This window comes from Vibrio mexicanus (assembly GCF_001012815.1).
Taxonomy (GTDB): domain Bacteria; phylum Pseudomonadota; class Gammaproteobacteria; order Enterobacterales; family Vibrionaceae; genus Vibrio; species Vibrio mexicanus.
Genome location: NZ_JYJP01000143.1, coordinates 1 through 18,985, shown reverse-complemented (window position 1 = coordinate 18,985; position 18,985 = coordinate 1). Strand labels below are relative to the sequence as shown.

General features: G+C 45.4%; 10 protein-coding genes and 7 pseudogenes. 13 read left to right on the top strand and 4 right to left on the bottom strand.

Annotated elements, in window-relative coordinates:
• Positions 1-189 precede the first annotated feature (189 nt).
• Positions 190-1,779 carry a peptide chain release factor 3 gene (prfC, locus tag UA76_RS20790; protein ID WP_047049773.1) on the top strand — a complete coding sequence of 530 codons (1,590 nt, stop codon included), beginning with the start codon at positions 190-192 and terminating at the stop codon, positions 1,777-1,779.
• A 189-nt stretch (positions 1,780-1,968) separates the two neighbouring features.
• On the opposite strand, the gene srmB is transcribed toward prfC, so the two are convergent.
• Both srmB and UA76_RS20780 read right to left on the bottom strand, forming a co-directional pair.
• A complete protein-coding gene (srmB, locus tag UA76_RS20785) occupies positions 1,969-3,195 on the bottom strand; it encodes an ATP-dependent RNA helicase SrmB (RefSeq protein WP_047049772.1) in 1,227 nt (408 codons plus the stop codon).
• An 89-nt stretch (positions 3,196-3,284) separates the two neighbouring features.
• Positions 3,285-4,004 (bottom strand): tRNA1(Val) (adenine(37)-N6)-methyltransferase, encoded by a 720-nt coding sequence (locus UA76_RS20780; protein WP_047049771.1) that lies wholly within the window; start codon positions 4,002-4,004, stop codon positions 3,285-3,287.
• A 300-nt stretch (positions 4,005-4,304) separates the two neighbouring features.
• On the opposite strand from UA76_RS20780, the pseudogene brnQ reads away from it, so the two are divergent.
• The 6 genes and pseudogenes from brnQ to UA76_RS20755 all read left to right on the top strand — a co-directional run bounded on the left by brnQ (position 4,305) and on the right by UA76_RS20755 (position 10,795).
• Positions 4,305-5,613: pseudogene (brnQ, locus tag UA76_RS20775) on the top strand (branched-chain amino acid transport system II carrier protein).
• Between the two features lie 136 nt (positions 5,614-5,749).
• A protein-coding gene (gene prfB, locus UA76_RS20770; RefSeq protein ID WP_157617703.1) for a peptide chain release factor 2 occupies positions 5,750-6,848 on the top strand; the annotation gives its coding sequence in 2 pieces (ribosomal slippage) (positions 5,750-5,824 and positions 5,826-6,848; 1,098 coding nt in all).
• A 51-nt stretch (positions 6,849-6,899) separates the two neighbouring features.
• The gene (gene lysS / locus UA76_RS20765; protein ID WP_047049770.1) at positions 6,900-8,417 is read left to right on the top strand and encodes a lysine--tRNA ligase; all 1,518 of its coding nucleotides are present in this window, start codon (positions 6,900-6,902) and stop codon (positions 8,415-8,417) included.
• A 267-nt stretch (positions 8,418-8,684) separates the two neighbouring features.
• Positions 8,685-10,018, top strand: a pseudogene (gene vpsR / locus UA76_RS20760) (cyclic-di-GMP-binding transcriptional regulator VpsR).
• Between the two features lie 285 nt (positions 10,019-10,303).
• Complete coding sequence (locus UA76_RS25315) at positions 10,304-10,426, top strand: hypothetical protein (protein ID WP_272946042.1); 123 nt, start codon at positions 10,304-10,306, stop codon at positions 10,424-10,426.
• Between the two features lie 117 nt (positions 10,427-10,543).
• A complete protein-coding gene (locus UA76_RS20755) occupies positions 10,544-10,795 on the top strand; it encodes a hypothetical protein (RefSeq protein WP_047049769.1) in 252 nt (83 codons plus the stop codon).
• Positions 10,796-10,866: 71 nt separating this feature from the next.
• Here UA76_RS20755 and UA76_RS20750 read toward each other — a convergent pair whose 3' ends face one another.
• Positions 10,867-11,901: an NADP(H)-dependent aldo-keto reductase gene (locus tag UA76_RS20750; protein ID WP_047049768.1), complete on the bottom strand. Its 1,035-nt coding sequence runs from the start codon at positions 11,899-11,901 to the stop codon at positions 10,867-10,869.
• 117 nt (positions 11,902-12,018) lie between these two features.
• On the opposite strand from UA76_RS20750, the pseudogene UA76_RS20745 reads away from it, so the two are divergent.
• A pseudogene (locus UA76_RS20745) lies at positions 12,019-12,329 on the top strand (DUF6482 family protein).
• Between the two features lie 21 nt (positions 12,330-12,350).
• On the opposite strand, the gene mutH reads toward UA76_RS20745, so the two are convergent.
• Entirely contained in the window at positions 12,351-13,016 is a 666-nt protein-coding gene (mutH, locus tag UA76_RS20740; protein ID WP_047049844.1) for a DNA mismatch repair endonuclease MutH, read from the bottom strand.
• 626 nt (positions 13,017-13,642) lie between these two features.
• Here mutH and rppH point away from each other — a divergent pair.
• The 5 genes and pseudogenes from rppH (at position 13,643) to UA76_RS20715 (ending at position 18,944) form a co-directional block, all read left to right on the top strand.
• On the top strand, positions 13,643-14,161 hold the full coding sequence (gene rppH / locus UA76_RS20735; RefSeq protein ID WP_047049767.1) for an RNA pyrophosphohydrolase: 519 nt from the start codon (positions 13,643-13,645) through the stop codon (positions 14,159-14,161).
• Between the two features lie 2 nt (positions 14,162-14,163).
• Positions 14,164-16,410, top strand: a pseudogene (gene ptsP, locus UA76_RS20730) (phosphoenolpyruvate--protein phosphotransferase).
• Positions 16,411-16,417: 7 nt separating this feature from the next.
• Positions 16,418-17,208, top strand: a pseudogene (locus tag UA76_RS20725) (sulfite exporter TauE/SafE family protein).
• A 41-nt stretch (positions 17,209-17,249) separates the two neighbouring features.
• Positions 17,250-18,084, top strand: a pseudogene (gene lgt, locus UA76_RS20720) (prolipoprotein diacylglyceryl transferase).
• A gap of 9 nt (positions 18,085-18,093) precedes the next feature.
• Positions 18,094-18,944: pseudogene (locus UA76_RS20715) on the top strand (thymidylate synthase).
• Positions 18,945-18,985 lie beyond the last annotated feature (41 nt).

Here is an 18,985-nt window from a genome sequence, read left to right as displayed (position 1 = left end):
TATAGCTCAAATTGATCGATTTATTAATTTCTCACTTCAATGTGTCTATTTTATGACTCTATATACTGAGTTCAGTTGCCGAACGCTTCGATATAGGCGAGAATACCGCGCAAAATTGAATCGAACTGCTAGCGAAGTGTGAGTTTTTTGTCGCCGACTGTAACGCTAGCCCAATAGAAGACGAATTTCATGTCAAATAGTCCATTTATGAGCGAAGTGTCAAAACGTAGAACATTCGCGATCATTTCTCACCCGGATGCGGGTAAGACCACCATTACTGAAAAAGTACTTTTATTCGGAAACGCTATTCAAAAGGCGGGTACGGTAAAAGGTCGTGGCTCAGCGCAACACGCTAAATCCGACTGGATGGAAATGGAAAAAGAGCGTGGTATCTCGGTAACAACTTCCGTAATGCAGTTCCCATACAACGACTGCCTAGTAAACCTACTAGATACTCCTGGACACGAAGATTTCTCGGAAGATACGTACCGCACACTAACTGCGGTAGATTCATGTCTAATGGTGATCGACGCTGCGAAAGGTGTCGAGGATCGTACTCGTAAGCTGATGGAAGTAACGCGTTTGCGTGACACGCCAATCGTGACTTTCATGAACAAATTGGACCGTGATGTTCGCGACCCAATGGAAGTACTAGACGAAGTCGAAAGCGAGCTTGGCATGGCGTGTGCGCCAATCTCTTGGCCGATAGGTTGTGGTAAAGAGTTCAAGGGTGTTTATCACATTCACCGAGATGAGACGATTTTGTATGAGTCTGGCCACGGTCATGAGATTCAAGAAGTACGTATCATCAAGGGCTTAGATAACCCAGAGCTTGATGAGAAAGTCGGTGCAGATCTTGCTGAAAGTGTACGTGAAGAGCTAGAGCTTGTCATGGGCGCTTGTCCAGAGTTTGATTTAGAGCTGTTCCTAGCAGGCGAGTTAACACCAGTTTATTTCGGTACGGCACTGGGTAACTTTGGTGTTGACCATATGCTTGATGGTCTGACTAAGTGGGCGCCTGCGCCAAAAACGCGTCAAGCGGTTGAGCGTGATGTAGAAGCAACAGAGGAAGAGTTCTCTGGTTTCGTCTTTAAGATCCAAGCCAATATGGATCCTAAGCACCGCGACCGTATTGCTTTTATGCGTATTGTATCGGGCACCTACAAGCAAGGTATGAAGATGAATCACGTGCGTACGGGTAAGAAGGTGAGCATTTCAGATGCGGTTACCTTCATGGCGGGTGACCGTTCTCGTGCTGAAAATGCGTACGCAGGTGACATTATTGGCCTGCATAATCACGGTACGATTCAAATCGGTGACACTTTCACTCAAGGTGAAGCGCTGAAATTCTCTGGTATTCCAAACTTTGCACCGGAACTGTTCCGTCGCATTCGACTAAAAGATCCATTGAAGCAGAAGCAGCTACTAAAAGGCCTTGTTCAGCTTTCAGAAGAGGGTGCAGTACAGGTTTTCCGTCCACTTCAAAACAACGATCTTATCGTTGGTGCTGTCGGTGTCCTACAGTTTGATGTGGTAGTGGCTCGCTTGAAAGCGGAATACAACGTAGAAGCGATTTACGAAAGCGTAAACGTTGCAACAGCGCGTTGGGTCGAGTGTAGTGATGCGAAGAAGCTGGAAGAGTTTAAGCGTAAGAACCAAGCGAACCTAGCGTTAGATGGCGGTGATAACCTGTCTTACATCGCACCAACCATGGTTAACTTAAACCTAGCGTCAGAGCGTTTTCCTGATGTGGAGTTCCGAGCGACTCGCGAACACTAATACTCCTCATATTTGAATCTCTAGCAGCGTTAGCTGCACTCATCCGCCCTAGTCACATAGTGGACTATGCTCCTAGGGTCGGATTCGATTGCTGCCTTGCTAGAGCTCCAACTATTTTGAGTATCTGCTGGATATAAAAATGCCACTTCGTATGAAGTGGCATTTTTGGATCTGAATTGGCAAAAGAATTTATTTTTTCTTCTTAGCCACTTTTTTCTTGGCGTTTTTCTTCTCTACTTTCTTCTTGTTCTTTTTCTTAAACACAGGCTTTTTGTGTTTTGGGCGCATCTCTTTAACAAACCGCTCTTTAATGTCTTCTTTAATGTAGCGTGCTACGCGATCCAGCATTGGCTGATCGTGTGCTTCTACTAATGACAAAGCGTTACCTTTTTTGCCTGCGCGAGCCGTACGGCCGATTCGGTGCAGGTATACATCTGCGGTGCGTGGCATGTCGTAGTTGATGACATGAGAAACGTCAGGTAAGTCGATACCACGAGCGGCGACGTCGGTTGCCAATAGCACGTTTACTGTGCCATCGCGGAAACGCTCGATCGCGTTGTTACGGCGATCTTGTGGCATTTCACCTTGGATCCAAGCACATGGGATTTGCGCTTTCTCTAACTCGGCACGCAGATCTCCAAGACGTTCACGGGTTTTTAAGAACACAATTGAGCGCTTTGCTTGCTCTGTGATGATGTGTTTGAGCAGTGCAAGCTTATGTTCCATATCATCGGCACGGTGATACCACTGAGTGATCTTCTTACGCTCGCGACGCGATGGTTCTGCATCAATCTCGGCTGGCTCTTTTAATAGATCCGCGGTGAAGCCTTCAACACCTCGGCCTTCAAGCGTTGCAGAGAAAAGTAGGGTTTGCTTGCGCCAGCGACATTCTGCAGATAGGCGATCTACGGTTGGGCCAAAGCCCATGTCGAGCATGCGGTCGGCTTCATCCAGAATTAGCCACTCGATCGCTCGGCAATCAAAACGTTCTGCTTCAATGTATTCCATGAGACGGCCTGGCGTTGCTACCACGATGTCTTGGGTTGTCTTAAGAATATCAGCGTGCTCTTCGTATTGAACACCGCCCGTAATCGTAAATACATTTAACTTGGTATTCTTGGCTAAAGCGCGGGTTTGATCAGCAACTTGCATCGCCAGCTCACGGGTAGGCGTTAGGATCAGCACGCGTGCTGGACCCGCTTTCTTACGCGGAAAATCTTGCAAATACTGCAGAGCAGGAATGGCAAATGCTGCCGTTTTTCCCGTACCAGTAGGCGCTGAAGCAAGAATATCTTTACCGTCTAAAGCTTGAGGAATGGCTTCCGCTTGCACTTGAGTTGGACGATCAAATCCCATCTCTTTGATAGCAGTAAGAAGGTTATGGTCTAGATCAAGATCAGCAAAAGTTTTGATCACAGTAGTATCTCCACAAGCCTATTGGCAGTTAAGGGCAAAATAAGGTCGCACATTATAAAGTGATCGGTGACAAGGATCACATGTTATTTCTACATCTTGAGATAAAAATCTTGGGTCAGTTCGACGAATGCTTCGCTATACACACCATTTTGATGGATAACCAGCTCGCTTGTCTGTGTGTCGCTCGGTGTTTTAGACAGTTCGAACAGGAGTCGATGGCATGGTTTACGCTCGGTCGGTTTCACCTTGCAATTGCGGCTAAGGAAAAAGCCTTCTTCTAACGCAATTTGAATAAAGGTTTCGCCCTCGGTAATCGGAAGAACAAAGCTCGCTTTGCCGTTATCAGTCAGCAAGGTATGACATTTTTGAATAAGTGAGCGGTGATCCAAAGTATCGCAATGACGAGCAATCGCTCGTTGATGAGCTTTGGTTTGCTCACCAGAGGTAAAGTAGGGCGGATTGCAGATGATGTGTTGGAAAGTTGCTTTGAAATCATGAGTGAGAACATCACCGTCAACAAGCTTGAGTCTGTCGCCCCAAGGAGATTGCTCAAAGTTGAACTGAGCGGCCTCAATCGCATTGGGTTCAATGTCGATTGCGATGATTTGCGAAGATTTGGATCGTTGGGCGGCCATCAAGCTTAGTAGACCAGTACCTGTACCAATGTCTAAAATAGACTCTCTGTGGGTAATGTTTGCCCATGCGCCGAGTAACACACCATCTGTGCTGACTGGCATGCCAGAGTGCCCACCTCTAACAGAGAACTGCTTGAATCGAAAGTCTTTAGTGTTCAACGTGCTACTTGCCATAATTGTCTATTAAATGCTCATCTGTCTGTATTTTTTATTGCTGTTAAAGTCTGGTTTGGTTATTTGTTCTGTTATGTTCTCAATATGTTGATTATTTATGACGTCAATTAATCTTATGTTTTTATTCAAGCTAGTGGATTATGCTGCTTTTTTGCTTGTGTAATAAATTTATATAGCGTTTTGTATTCAAAGGTTGCACGTTTGTGTGATCTTCGCCATTATCCGCTCAATTTTACTACGCAGATCACACTGCGCGGCAAAGCAAATACAACATTTACACAACGATAAAAAGGGTTAGCTGTGAAGCAAACTTTAAAAATAACAGACATTCTCGCGGTAGGCTTTATGCTTTTCGCATTCTTTTTAGGAGCCGGGAATATCATCTTCCCACCTTTAGCCGGTCAACTTGCGGGTGAAAACGTTCTGCCAGCAATGACAGGATTTTTGCTCACTGCAGTAGGTTTGCCTCTGGTGACGATTATTGCAGTTGCAGTTGCGGGTGGTACTTGGAATCACTTGACGAAAGATCTTCCAGTAAAAGCCGCCACTTTGATTGCAGTGCTAATCTTCGTCATTATCGGCCCTGCCTTCGCAGCACCTCGTACCGGTTTAGTAGCGTATGAAATGGCGATTCGACCATTTTTAGTGGATGCTGGCCAACTTCAACTGACCCTATTCTCTATCCTCTTCTTTGCAGTTGCTATGTTCTTTGCTTGGTCTCAAGGTAAGTTGATTGATGTGATTGGTAAGTTCTTAACGCCAGCTCTGTTTCTTGCGTTAATCGTATTGGCGATTGCTGTCGTGGTAAACCCGCAAGGTGAGCTAATGGCGGCTCAAGGTGACTACCTAACTCAACCGCTTACTACTGGGTTTCTTGAAGGCTACAACACAATGGATACCTTTGGTTCATTGATGTTCGGTATGCTGATCATTGATGCACTGCGTGGTAAAGGTATTACTGAGCAAAAAGCCAAAACGAAATACCTTATCTGTGCGGCTTTCATTGCCGCAGCGGGTCTTGCGTTTGTTTACATCTCGCTATTCTATTTAGGTTCAACTAGCGCGACTGTTGCTGCTGGCGCGGATAACGGCGGTGCAGTATTAAGTGCTTACGTTCAAGCTTTGTTTGGTGCAAATGGTCAGTTAGTACTGTCTATCATAGTTTTGCTGGCTTGCTTAACGACGGCAATTGGCCTGATTTCAGCGTGTTCTGATTATTTCGCTTCATTGACTTCACTTTCATACAAGCAGTGGGTGGTGATCAATGGTATCGCTTGTGCGGTTGTTGCTAACGTTGGACTTGCTCAGTTGATTACTCTGTCTGTGCCTGTTCTGTTTGCTCTATACCCGGTGGCTATTGCCTTAGTGGTCTTGACGTTTATCCGCAGTAAATTGCCAAATCCAAAAGTGGCTTATCGCTCAGTTATCTTGGTATCGCTGCTATTTGCATTGATCGATGCGTTAAAAGTAATGGGCGTCAATATGTCTGCATTTGAAGTGCTTCCTCTGTACGAGTACGGCATGGGTTGGGCATTGCAACATTAGCGCGATGATTTGTGTCATGTTCATTGGCAAGGAAGAATCGGTTCTGGTTCAAGAGCAGTCATAATCAGTACAAAATACTGACTTCATAAAGGCTAGTACGGGGTACTGGCCTTTTTTATGGACCAAATTTTTTCTGTATCTTCGTCACATTTTTGAGTAAACTTCTGCGGTTAAATTCTATTCTAAAATGTTGAGCAAACATGTTTGAAATCAATCCTATTAAAAACCGTCTGAAGGATGTATCAGAGCGTACTGATGTCCTTAGGGGGTACCTTTGACTATGACGCTAAGAAAGAGCGTCTAGAAGAAGTTAATGCAGAGCTAGAACAACCGGATGTATGGAACGAACCTGAGCGTGCACAAGCGTTGGGTAAAGAGCGTGCATCACTTGAAGCGGTTGTAGAAACGATCGACCAACTTGACCAAGGTGTAGAAGATGTAGATGGTCTTCTAGAGCTTGCAGTTGAAGAAGAAGATCAAGAAACGTTTGACGAGATCGAACCAGAACTTGCTGACTTAGAAGCCAAACTTGAGAAACTAGAGTTCCGTCGTATGTTCTCTGGTGACCACGATGCTTCAGACTGTTACATCGACCTTCAATCAGGTTCAGGTGGTACAGAGGCACAAGACTGGACCAACATGATGCTACGCATGTACCTACGTTGGGCGGAAGCTAAGGGCTTCAAAACTGAGGTTATCGAAGTATCTGAAGGCGAAGTTGCAGGCTTGAAAGGCGCAACGGTTAAGATCTCTGGCGAATACGCTTACGGTTGGCTGCGTACTGAGACAGGTGTTCACCGTCTCGTTCGTAAATCGCCATTCGATTCAAGCGGCCGTCGTCATACGTCATTTGCTTCTGCGTTTATCTACCCAGAGATTGATGACAACATTCAGATCGACATTAACCCTGCTGACCTGCGTATCGATGTATACCGTGCATCGGGTGCGGGTGGTCAGCACGTTAACACCACGGAATCGGCGGTACGTATTACTCACGTTCCAACCAATATTGTGGTTCAGTGCCAGAACGACCGTTCTCAGCACAAAAACAAAGATCAGGCGATGAAACAGCTTCGCGCAAAACTGTTCGAACATGAGCTTCAAAAGCAAAATGCAGAGAAGCAAGCGAACGAAGATGCGAAATCTGACATCGGCTGGGGTAGCCAAATCCGCTCGTACGTACTAGATGACTCGCGCATCAAAGACCTGCGTACTGGCGTAGAAAACCGCAACACTCAAGCGGTTCTAGATGGCGACCTAGACAAATTTATCGAAGCTAGCCTGAAATCAGGTCTGTAAGCTTTTCACCGAAAAAACTATCGTTACTAACGAAAACAGGATACATCGAAAATGACTGATGCTGTTCAAAACGAGAACCAACAAGAAGAAAATAAGCTGATCGCTGAGCGTCGTGCGAAACTGGATCATATTCGCCAGTCGTGCAAAGCAAACGGTCACCCAAATGATTTCCGTCGTGAGCACCTAGCTGGCGATCTTCAAGCGGAATTCGGTGAAAAGACGAAGGAAGAGCTAGAAGAGCTAAACCACGTGGTTGCAATCGCTGGCCGTGTTATGGCTAAGCGTGGTCCATTCCTAGCTATCCAAGAAACATCTGGTCGTATCCAAGCATACGCTGCAAAAGATGTTCAAAAAGAGCTTAAAGAGAAGTACCAAGGCCTAGATATTGGTGACATCATCGGTGTTAAAGGTGCACTTCATAAGTCAGGTAAAGGCGACCTTTACGTGAACATGGAGTCTTACGAGCTGTTAACCAAAGCACTTCGTCCACTTCCAGAGAAGTTCCACGGCCTAACGGACCAAGAGATGCGTTACCGTCAGCGTTACGTTGACCTAATCGTGAACCAAGATTCACGTGAAGCGTTCATCATTCGCTCGAAGCTTGTATCGGCAATCCGTAACTTCATGAGCTCAAAAGGCTACCTAGAAGTTGAAACGCCAATGATGCACGTGATCCCAGGTGGTGCAACGGCTCGTCCATTCATCACTCACCACAATGCACTAGACATCGACATGTACCTACGTGTTGCGCCGGAGCTTTACCTGAAGCGTCTAGTGGTTGGTGGTTTTGACCGCGTATTCGAGATCAACCGTAACTTCCGTAACGAAGGTCTTTCGCCACGTCACAACCCAGAATTCACAATGATGGAGTTCTACCAAGCTTACGCAGACTACAAAGATCTGATGGATCTGACAGAAGAGATGCTAAGCACGGTTGCGATGGATGTTCTAGGTTCAACCTCTATGCCTTACGGTGAAGAGACTGTTGAGTTTGGTGGTAAGTACGCTCGCATGAGCATGTTTGAAGCTATCAAGCACTACAACCCGGACCACGCAGAGATCCAAGCACTGACTGAAGCGGACCTAACTGACCGTGATAAGATGGTTGCTATCGCGAAATCGGTACACGTTGAAGTTGAGACATTCTGGACATGCGGCCAGCTACTAGAAGAGATCTTTGGTGAGACAGCTGAACCACAGCTAATCCAACCAACGTTCATCACCGGCTACCCAGCAGACATCTCGCCGCTAGCTCGTCGTAGCGATGACAACCCGTTCTTCACAGACCGTTTCGAGTTCTTTATCGGTGGTCGTGAAGTTGCAAACGGCTTCTCTGAGCTTAACGATGCAGAAGACCAAGATGCACGCTTTAAAGCTCAGGTTGACGCGAAAGATGCAGGTGATGATGAAGCAATGTACTACGATGCAGACTACATCACGGCACTTGAACACGGCCTACCGCCAACAGCGGGTCAAGGTATCGGTATTGACCGCCTAGCAATGCTGTTTACTAACACTCACACCATCCGTGACGTGATTTTGTTCCCAGCAATGCGCCCTCAAGCGTAATCTGCCTCGCACAAATGATTGCAAAGCCACCTTAGGGTGGCTTTTTTGTTGCCTAATTCGAAGTTACCGAGTGCCAGCTTGAATAATGATTGATTTGTTGCATTGATTTGATGAATGTAGATCATTAAAACGTGTGGTAAACAGATTATTCACGGCCTAATCTTAGTATTGAGACAATGGTTTTGGGATAGTTTGGTTATTGGAGTTGGTAATTCTTCTCATGTAGCCAATTCCATGTACAAAAAAATCAATATAAGGAACATTTAGATGGGTACTCAATTCCGAATGGATTCTGTCCCTGGTTCACTTGTCGTTGTTGGTGGGACATACGAACCTTGGCTCAACGTGTTAGAGCAAGTGGGTTGGCGTTGCACTCAGTGTGCAGATTTACGTAAAGCAGACGTTCTTTTTGCTGAAACAGGCCCGTGTATTGGGATTGTCGACCTAAGTCATGACGAATTTAGTTTGAATGGTATTGCGAACTTAGTGACAACCATAAGCAAGTTCGTTGGCTAGCCTTTATCAGAGAATCACAACTAAGCTCAGATACTATCTGCCAGTTTATTGTGAATTTCTGCATCGATTTCTTCACCGCTCCAATTCCAGATGCACAGTTACTTAGCACCATAGGTCATCAGCTTGGGATGCTTAAGTTAGAGAAAAAAGTTTGGCCACATTATGGCTCAACAAATGATATGGGGCTTATTGGTGAATCTGTACCAATGAAGCGCCTTCGTGATCAGGTAAAGCGCATTGGTCCAACCGATGTAAGCATACTGATTTATGGTGAAAGCGGCACAGGCAAAGAGACAGTGGCCCGTGCAGTGCATAAAACCTCTGCGCGAGCGCAAAATGAGTTTATCTCAGTGAACTGCCGTGCGATGTCGGAGCGTCGCTTAGAATGTGATTTATTTGGTATCGACCGAGAAGATTCCAACCAAATCTCGATGCTTGAACGCGCAGATGGCGGCACCATCTTACTCAACGATATTCTTACCCTGCCTAAATCTCAACAGCTGAATCTGCTTAGATTCCTGCAAGAAGGTATGGTGGAAACATCGGAAGGCCGTAAGAGTGTCGATGTTCGTGTTTTAGCTGCGAACTCTTCTGATATTGAAAAAGCGTTGATTAACGGCGACTTCAATGAAGAGCTCTATCACTACATTAATGTCTTGAGAATCAATGTACCAAGCTTGAAAGAGCGTGCGGGCGATATTGCGATTTTAGCTCGTCATTTCTTGTTGGTGTATTCAAAAGAGTTTAATGCGCAGGCAAGAAGCTACACGGATACGGCAATTCGAGATCTCACTCGTTATCACTGGCCGGGTAATGTTCGCGAACTGATGAATCAAGTGAAACGGATCGTGCTGATGTCAGAGTCAGTCATGATTGATGAGCAGCAACTTGATTTACCAAAGCGTAGCGACAGTAAACGAAGTTTGAAGAGTATTCGAGAACGCAGTGAGCGAGATGCTTTGCTACTCGTGCTTGAATCGCACTCTGGTCAAGTTTCTATGGCAGCAAAAGAGTTAGGCGTCTCGCGTGCAACTATGTATCGATTGTTGAATAAACATAACCTCATTGCAGAGGGCGCTGTCTAATTCACTGATTAAAAAGCAGAAAGCCGCATATTGTTATGCGGCTTTTTGTTTCTAAGATAGATTAAATAGCTATATAGATTGATTCAACAGCTAAATGTATGGTTATTTAGTGTCACGTACAGTTATTTTTAGGTAAAAAAATTGTTTTGATTTTGTAGGTGATTTATTGGTTGAAATATAATCTTACATGCATAGAATTTAACCATGAGCTAAAGCTCAACAACCCCAAATTTTAGGATTAATTACGTTCACACATCCATTGTGAAACATTGCTAGGAGGCGCAAATGAAACATTTCATCGTGAATCAAACCGTTTGTGCTTCTGTCGATTCTGCCTCTGCTATGGCGGGTGCTTTTGGCGCCTCAACCATTTCGGCCGATCGAAAACCTACAGCAACCAAAAAGTAATTAATCCGTAACCTCTAAATAGGCTGCGGAAATTGGCAGCAAATTTAGAGCAAATCCATATCAAGCCTATCTTTTGTTGACCACTTTCCCAGCATACAACGCGACTGGAGAAATGTTATGCGTCACTCAATATACCTAAAACTAGCCACTCTATTAGTACGTGCCGATTTGCGACATGAAGAACGCGAATGGAAACGAAAAGTGCGTCGAAGTGCTTACGATATCCCATGGGATAACCCACACCTTCTACGTGATATCGGTTTGGAGTCAGATGGTCGAGCAATCGGTCACACCATGCCTGAACACATCAAAGTAGAACGTCGAGTTCGCCACTTACGTCGTGTCTTAAGCTCTCGAATAACAACGTGACAGTAAGGGGTGAGTGAGTTTGCTCACCCCTGAAACGTCACCCTAGATATTTTGTTACTGATATCTCAGTACTAAGGGCAAGGGTTGGAGTAAGTTGTCCCAACCTCTTGCAGGTCTCTCAATAACTCTTCAGTGAGAACAACATCCAAACTGTCGATATTGGATTTTAACTGCTCAAGATTGGTTGCTCCGATGATGTTTGAAGCAACAAATGGCCTTTGATTTACGAACGCAAGGGCCATTTGAGCAGGATCCAACCCATGCTTATTGGCGACATCGACATAAGCTTGCGTGGCTAAAATGCCTTGTGGTGTAAAGTAGCGAGCGAACCTTTCAAACAATGTGCAACGAGCACCTTTTGGACGAGCACCATTGAGATACTTACCACTCAAACAACCGAATGCTAAAGGCGAGTAAGCGAGAAGCTGTACGCCTTCATAATGACTGATTTCAGATAGTCCGACTTCGAAGCTTCGGTTGAGCAGGTTATATGGATTTTGAATCGATACAATACGTGGAAGTTCATGTTTTTCTGCCAGTTTGAGTAGGCTCATGACTCCCCAAGGTGTTTCATTCGATACCCCGATGTAACGGATCTTCCCTGCTTTGACCAGTTCGCTCAAAGCATCTAACGTCTCTACTAGCGATACTTCTTCTTGCTCGTCTGGATATGGGTAGTTTAGCTGGCCAAAGCAGTTGGTTTGACGTTGTGGCCAATGAAGTTGATAGAGATCGACGTAATCTGTATTCAGCCTGCTAAGGCTGTCATCAATTGCAAGGTGTATGTTTCGTCTATCAAGGCGCATATTGTCCCTGATGTACGGTAAATTACGTGGGCCCGCCACTTTTGTCGCGAGAACGACTTTTTCTCTTTTCCCAGATTTTTTCAGCCAATTACCGATGTAAGTTTCCGTTAGGCCTTGAGTTTCGGCAGTCGGTGGTACCGGATACATCTCTGCCGTATCGATAAAGTTAACGCCGCGCTCGAGAGCGTAATCAAGTTGTTCAAACGCTTCGGCTTGAGAGTTCTGTGCACCAAAGGTCATTGTCCCTAGACATATCTTACTTAGCTCTAACGTTGAGTGAGGTAGCTTTGTATATTGCATCGCACATCCTGATTGTCGTTTTGATTGTTAATCCACTATATGAGAATCCGACGGTAAAAGGGAAGAGATTTAGCAAACCGGTGGTGATTGACTAGACTGTAGATTGGAGGTGCAAATATGCAGAAACATCAACTTGATAAGTGGATTCATGGAATACATAAAGACACTTACCAACCCCTAAAGTGTTTGTTATTGGTTGCTCAGAGCTAAATCAGTACCTGCTAGCGGTGGAGTACAAACACCAAGTGGAACCTTTGAAAGTAAAAGATGAGGTGATGAACTTTGAGTCGCTAGAGCAGGTCAAAGAGGCGCTCGTCCGTTTGGGTGTAGAGCGCGCTTATCTTCGTCTTCAAAATGCTTATGATGAATGTGGTGCCCCCGGTAGTGCGATGACTTGTGATGTGGAATTGCCTTTGGTCACGCATTAGCCAGACGTTGGCAGTTTTTCGTTAGGCGTAATACCGTTCAAGCAAGGCTGCCGTGAACTGGGTTCGGAGATAAAACCCACGCGGCAGGGTTTTTATGGGTTTACCGCTGGCACCATAGGCCTCAGTGAGCACTTTGCTATTGGCGGCCTTTGGACGCAGTTGCAGTACTTCGCCATGTTTAGCGGTAATTTGCCCAACCTGCCCCAAAACGATCATTTCCATCAACTCTTCCCAGTCAGCTTTAAGCTGCTGTTCTTCCTCTATACTTGGGCTCCATATTAATGGAGAGCCCACGCGGCGCTCCGCAAGCGGAATCTCTCGCTCACCTTGAACTGGAACCCAAAGAACACGTGATAGTTTATGTTTTACGTGACTGGTTTCCCAGGTTAAACCCTGAACACCGATCAAGGGAGCCACGCTCACGAAAGTGGTTTCCAAAGGTTTACCGTTATAACCGATAGGGATGGTTTTAAGCTCAATCCCTAAAGATTCGAAATCTTGTTGAGGTTTGCTGCCTGCTGTTGCTCCAAGGTGCCATTCGATCAGTTGACCCACCCAGCCTTTGTCTCGCTTCAAATCTTTCGGGACAGCCATCTCTGCTTCATCTGCCAGCTCTTGGAAGGTCACTCCCGCGATTTCTATGGCGCGTTCAATCAGTTCTTGCTCGGATTTAGGTTCAGGTTTCATGACGACTTTTAGTAGCTGCAAAAGCAAAATCTTATCAAATTAATGATCATATTTCTTATTTGAGGTGCATAGCCCTTGCGCAAGTTGATCAAAAGATCTTCAGTTTACAACTTATCCACAGCTGCAATGTCGAATAAGGCTAAAATTGTGATTATGGATGGATATACAGTAGGTTTGTTACTGGTTTTTGTTAGAGTTGACGTGAATGTAGCGTGTTTTTTGTCCATTAATGTGGATAAAACTCAACTTGGTGGATCTTTGACCGATCTGAGTTTGGTTTATTATTTGTGACTATTTAAGTTTTATGATTAGTTCTTTTTTTTATCTAATGTATTGATTTTAAATAACATTGCTTGAGTTTCATGAGGTGACTTTGAAGCTCACGAGTAAAGTTGTTCATTTGATGATCATGTTTAAGTGAATTCTTCACAAACTTATGCACAGAAAAGGTGAATAAATGTGGAGTAGGTCTCATCTCTATGTGTATAACCCCGTTTTTGCTGCAAACTTATCCAGTTGAAGGAATATAGGCCATAAATCACGTGCTAATCACACTAGTAAGTTTGCTCATATTGGGGATATGTGGAAAAATCACTGTTATTAAAGATTTAATTTGAGGTTGGCCAGTGATAGATGGCGATGGTTACCGTTTAAACGTCGGTATAGTAATCTGCAACAGCCATGGTCAGGTCTTCTGGGCAAAACGATACGGACAACACTCTTGGCAATTTCCACAAGGTGGCATAGATGAGGGCGAAACCCCCGAACAAGCCATGTTCCGAGAGCTGTATGAAGAGGTTGGTCTTACAAAGAAAGATGTAAAAATCGTCGCAACAAGTCGTCATTGGTTAAGGTATAAACTACCAAAACGTTTGGTGCGTTGGGATTCTAAACCTGTTTGTATCGGACAGAAACAGAAGTGGTTCTTGCTGCGTTTGGATTGCGATGAATCTCGTATCAACATGCAGCGTGGAAGTTCACCTGAATTTGATGGTTGGCGATGGGTAAGCTATTGGTACCCAGTGAGACAGGTGGTCTCTTTCAAGCGTGACGTCTATCGTCGGGCGATGAAAGAGTTTGCCTCTATGGCGATGCCTTTTAAAGATCGAAAAGTAAAAGGTAAGCGCAAACATAGAAGAGGATAGACATGCTTTCTCAACTAAGGGAAATAGTTGAACAGGTCTCTAAAGTAGACGATGTCCACCAGGCATTGTCTATTCTTGTTAAGCAAACGTGCAGCGCGATGAGTACGGAGTGTTGCACTGTCTATCTTGCTAATGAAGATGCAAGTCGCTTAGAGCTGATGGCCACCCAAGGCCTTAAGTTTGAAGGCGACAAAATTCATATCCGTTTTGATGAAGGCCTGGTTGGCTTAGTGAAACGTTCTGCTGAACCCATTAATGTGGCGGAAGCATCTAAACATTCCAATTTTAAATACTTTCCAGAGTTAGGCGAAGAGGTCTATCAAGGCTTTCTAGGCACGCCAATCATTCATCGAAAAAAAGTTCTCGGCGTTCTTGTGGTTCAGCAAAAAACACCGCGACTGTTCGATGAGATGGAAGAGTCTTTTCTTGTTACTCTCGCTGCGCAGCTCGCGGTGATCATTGCTCATGCTCAAACTCAAGGGCATTGGCAGATCTCGAAAAAGCAGCACTCCATAGTCGGTATTCCCGCTTCATCAGGTGTTTCCATTGGTCACTTCTGGTGGGACGATACTCATCCAGATCTTTCCAGCGTGTCACCGGCGTCAGCATTAGATGTTGATAAAGAACAAGAGTGGCTACTCGTTGCGATCGAAGAGGCGCTTGCTGACTTTCGCCGCATGCGCAAGAAACTTGATCGTGAGATCAATAAAGACGCATTGGCGATTTTCGATCTGTTTACTCACTTGCTGAACGATCCCATGCTTCGTAGCGACCTGAAAGCACAGATCCAGAAAGGTGATCGTGCAGACTGGGCATTAAGGCAGGTGGTTGAAGCTTACTCGAGCCGATTCGCTCGCATGTCAGACAGCTACCTTCGCGAGCGCGCACAAGATGTCCGTGAGCTTGGTCAAAGGCTGCTTTTCTTTCTCTACAATACAGAAACCGAGCAGCGCAGCATTTGAATCACCGGTGATTCTTGTTGTTCGTGAGCTTACGGCTTCTATTCTAGCTTCCATTCCTAAAGATAAGTTGCTTGCCGTGGTCTCTTTAGAGGGCGCTGCGAACTCCCATGCCGCCATTTTATCTCGAGCATTAGGCATTCCTGCGGTTATGGGCGTGAGCTTAATCCATCCAAACTTAACGGCAAGTTAGGTATTGTAGATGGCTACAGCGGTAAAGTATTGGTGTCGCCAACGGCGCAACTGCTGAGAGTTTACCGTTCGCTTGCGAATGAAGAGCGCGAGCTTTCTTTGATGGTTGATAAGGGCAGCAAAGAGCCCGCTCACACCAAAGATGGCAAGCGAATTGAAGTGTTGCTTAATGCGGGTTTGAGTGCAGATACTAACATTGCGATTAACCAAGGTGTTGATGGTGTAGGTCTTTACCGGACTGAAATATCCTTCTTATTACAGCATCGCTTTCCATCAGAAGACGAGCAGATGCATCAGTATGCGACTGTACTTGGGAGCTACCCTGACAAACGCGTTGTGATGCGCACTCTGGATGTCGGTGGCGATAAAGCTCTGCCTTATCTGCCTATTGAAGAAGATAACCCATTCCTCGGCTGGCGCGGGATTCGTTTCACGTTGGATCATCCGGATATTTTCTTGATTCAGATTCGTGCCATGTTACGTGCTAGCAGCAAGCATAAAAACCTGAGTATTCTTCTGCCAATGGTATCAAGCGTTCAAGAACTCGATGACGCTATCGACTTCATTAATCAAGCCTATGAAGAAGTTTCCTTGTTGGACGAAGATATTCAGCGACCGCAGATAGGTGTGATGGTAGAAGTGCCATCCATGCTCTACTTGCTGCCACTGGTCGCGGGTCGAATTGATTTTGTTTCTGTCGGTACCAATGACCTTACTCAGTACTTGCTGGCGGTGGATCGTAACAACGCTCGCGTTTCCGAAGTGTATGAGTCGATGCACCCTGCGGTGGTGAATGCACTTAAACAGATTGAGCAAACTTGTTCGCAGCTAAATATTCCGGTTTGTATTTGCGGTGAGCTTGCTGGCGATCCTATGGGAGCTTTACTGCTGGTAGGGCTCGGCTACGATACGCTAAGCATGAACACTTCGAATGTTGCGAAAGTGAAATACCTTCTGCGCCACTCTGACTCCGATGATTTGAAAGCACTTGCTGACAAAGCCTTGATAATGCCCTATGGTGACGCGATTTATACTATGATGGCTGACTACTTCGAACAGAAAGGGTTTGCTGGATTTATCCGGGCAGGTAAAAGATAGGCGTAACGTGACAATCGAACTTTTTGCTGTACTGTTAGCACTGGGTGCTCTAGTGGGTGTCTTAGCCGGATTACTGGGTATTGGTGGTGGCTGGTGATTGTTCCGGCGCTACTTTATCTACTTCCATTGGCAGATATTCCCCTCGACTTTTCAATGAACGTTGCACTGGCAACGTCACTTGCATCCATCATTGTGACATCGGGCTCTTCTGCGCTGAATCACGCTAAGTTGGGCAATGTTGAACCATATGCGATTAAGTGGATGATGCCGGGAATAGTGGTCGGCGGCTTTGCTGGTGCTTACATCGCTGAGTGGATCCCAAGTGAGTATTTACCGAAAGTGTTTGGTGTCATTGTACTACTGCTTTCGATTCAAATGCTGTTCTCCATTAAATCGACAAAACAGAAAAGCATGCCTAGCCCAACTGTTACGGTAGGTTGGGGTACGGGGATCGGCGTGGTCTCTAGCTTAGCAGGCATCGGGGGAGGTTCACTGTCGGTGCCATTTTTGAATCGTCATGGTGTTGAAATGCGAAAGGCGGTGGGTTCTTCGTCGGTTTGTGGCAGTGTACTCGCACTTTCTGGCATGATTGGCTTTATCTTGAATGGTTATCACGCAGAAGGGATGCCCTCTTACACGGTGGGGTATGTGTATATACCAGCACTATTAGCGATTGCCATGACGTCTATGCTAACGACAAAAGTGGGCGCACGAATGGCCTCAACCTTACCCACCTCCTCTTTAAAGAAAATCTTTGCACTGTTTTTAATGGTGGTTGCAGGAACTATGTTGCTTTAAAGCCATCTCATATCTATTACTATTTTTAAGAGAAAGTATCTATGTCTCAGGGATTTATTGAGTTTCCAAATATCGATCCTGTTCTATTTTCTATAGGCCCACTGTCCGTTCGTTGGTATGGCCTAATGTATCTTGTTGGATTTGCATTCGCCCTTTGGTTGGCCAATCGTAGAGCAGATAAGCCCGGTAGTGTTGGACACGTGAGCAAGTCTCTGATTTGCTGTTTGCTGGTTTTCTTGGTGTGGTAGTTGGTGGCCGAGTTGGTACGTGATCTTCTATAACTTTGATCTGTTTATTCAAGATCCAACTTATCTTTTCAAAGTGTGGACGGGCGGAATGTCGTTCCACGGTGGTCTGTTGGGTGTGATTACGGCGATGTTCTGGTATGCCAAACGAAACGGTCGTACTTTCTTTGGCGTTGCCGATTTCATTGCGCCGCTTGTGCCATTCGGACTCGGTGTTGGTCGTTTAGGTAACTTTATGAACGGCGAACTATGGGGCCGTGTAACTGAAGTGCCATGGGGCATTGTATTTCCGGGCGCAGGACCACTTGCAAGACACCCATCTCAACTTTACCAAATGGCGCTGGAAGGCATTGCTCTCTTCTTAATCTTGAACTGGTTTATTAAAAAACCTCGCCCATTAGGGTCTGTATCAGGTTTATTCCTAGCGGGTTATGGTACCTTCCGTTTCTTGGTAGAATATGTTCGAGAGCCTGATGCCCATTTAGGGTTGTACGGTGGCTTCATCTCGATGGGACAGATCTTGTCACTACCTATGATCATCGGAGGTATCCTCATGATGGTTTGGGCATACAAGCGCGGCCAGTTTACTGATGAAGTGAAGACTGTTTCAAAGAAGAAAAAAGCGAAGTAAGGAATTGGTGTGAAACAATATTTAGACTTGTGCCAGCGAATTGTTGATCATGGCACTTGGGTTGAAAATGAGCGTACGGGTAAGCGTTGTTTAACTGTCATTAATGCGGATTTGACTTACGACGTAGCGAGTAACCAATTTCCTTTGGTAACCACACGAAAAAGCTTTTGGAAGGCTGCGGTTGCTGAGCTATTAGGTACATCCGCGGTTACGACAATGCAGAAGACTTTCGCAAATTAGGCACAAAAACATGGGATGCGAATGCAAACCTGAACGATGCATGGTTAAACAACCCTTACCGTAAAGGTGAGGACGACATGGGTCGCGTGTACGGCGTTCAAGGTCGAGCATGGGCAAAGCCAGATGGCGGTCATATTGATCAACTGCGTAAGATTGTTGATGACTTAACCAAAGGCGTTGATGATCGCGGTGAAATCTTGAATTTCTATAACCCAGGTGAGTTCCACATGGGATGCCTGCGTCCATGTATGTACAGTCATCACTTCTCTCTGTTGGGCGACACCTTGTATCTGAACAGTACTCAGCGCTCTTGCGATGTTCCTCTGGGGCTGAATTTCAACATGGTTCAAGTGTATGTATTCTTGGCGATCATGGCTCAGATTACGGGCAAGAAGGCGGGTGTGGCTTATCATAAGATCGTTAATGCTCATATCTATGAAGACCAACTAGAGCTTATGAGAGATGTGCAATTAAAGCGTGAACCGTTAAAGTCACCGACTTTCCATATCAACCCAGAGATCAAGAGCCTAGAAGATCTTGAAACATGGGTCTCGTTGGATGACTTTTGGGTTGAAGGGTATGAGTGCCACGAAGCGATCAAATATCCGTTCTCAGTTTAGAATTCCCAATTTTAGAAAGGCTGCCTTAGGGCCTGTCTCTT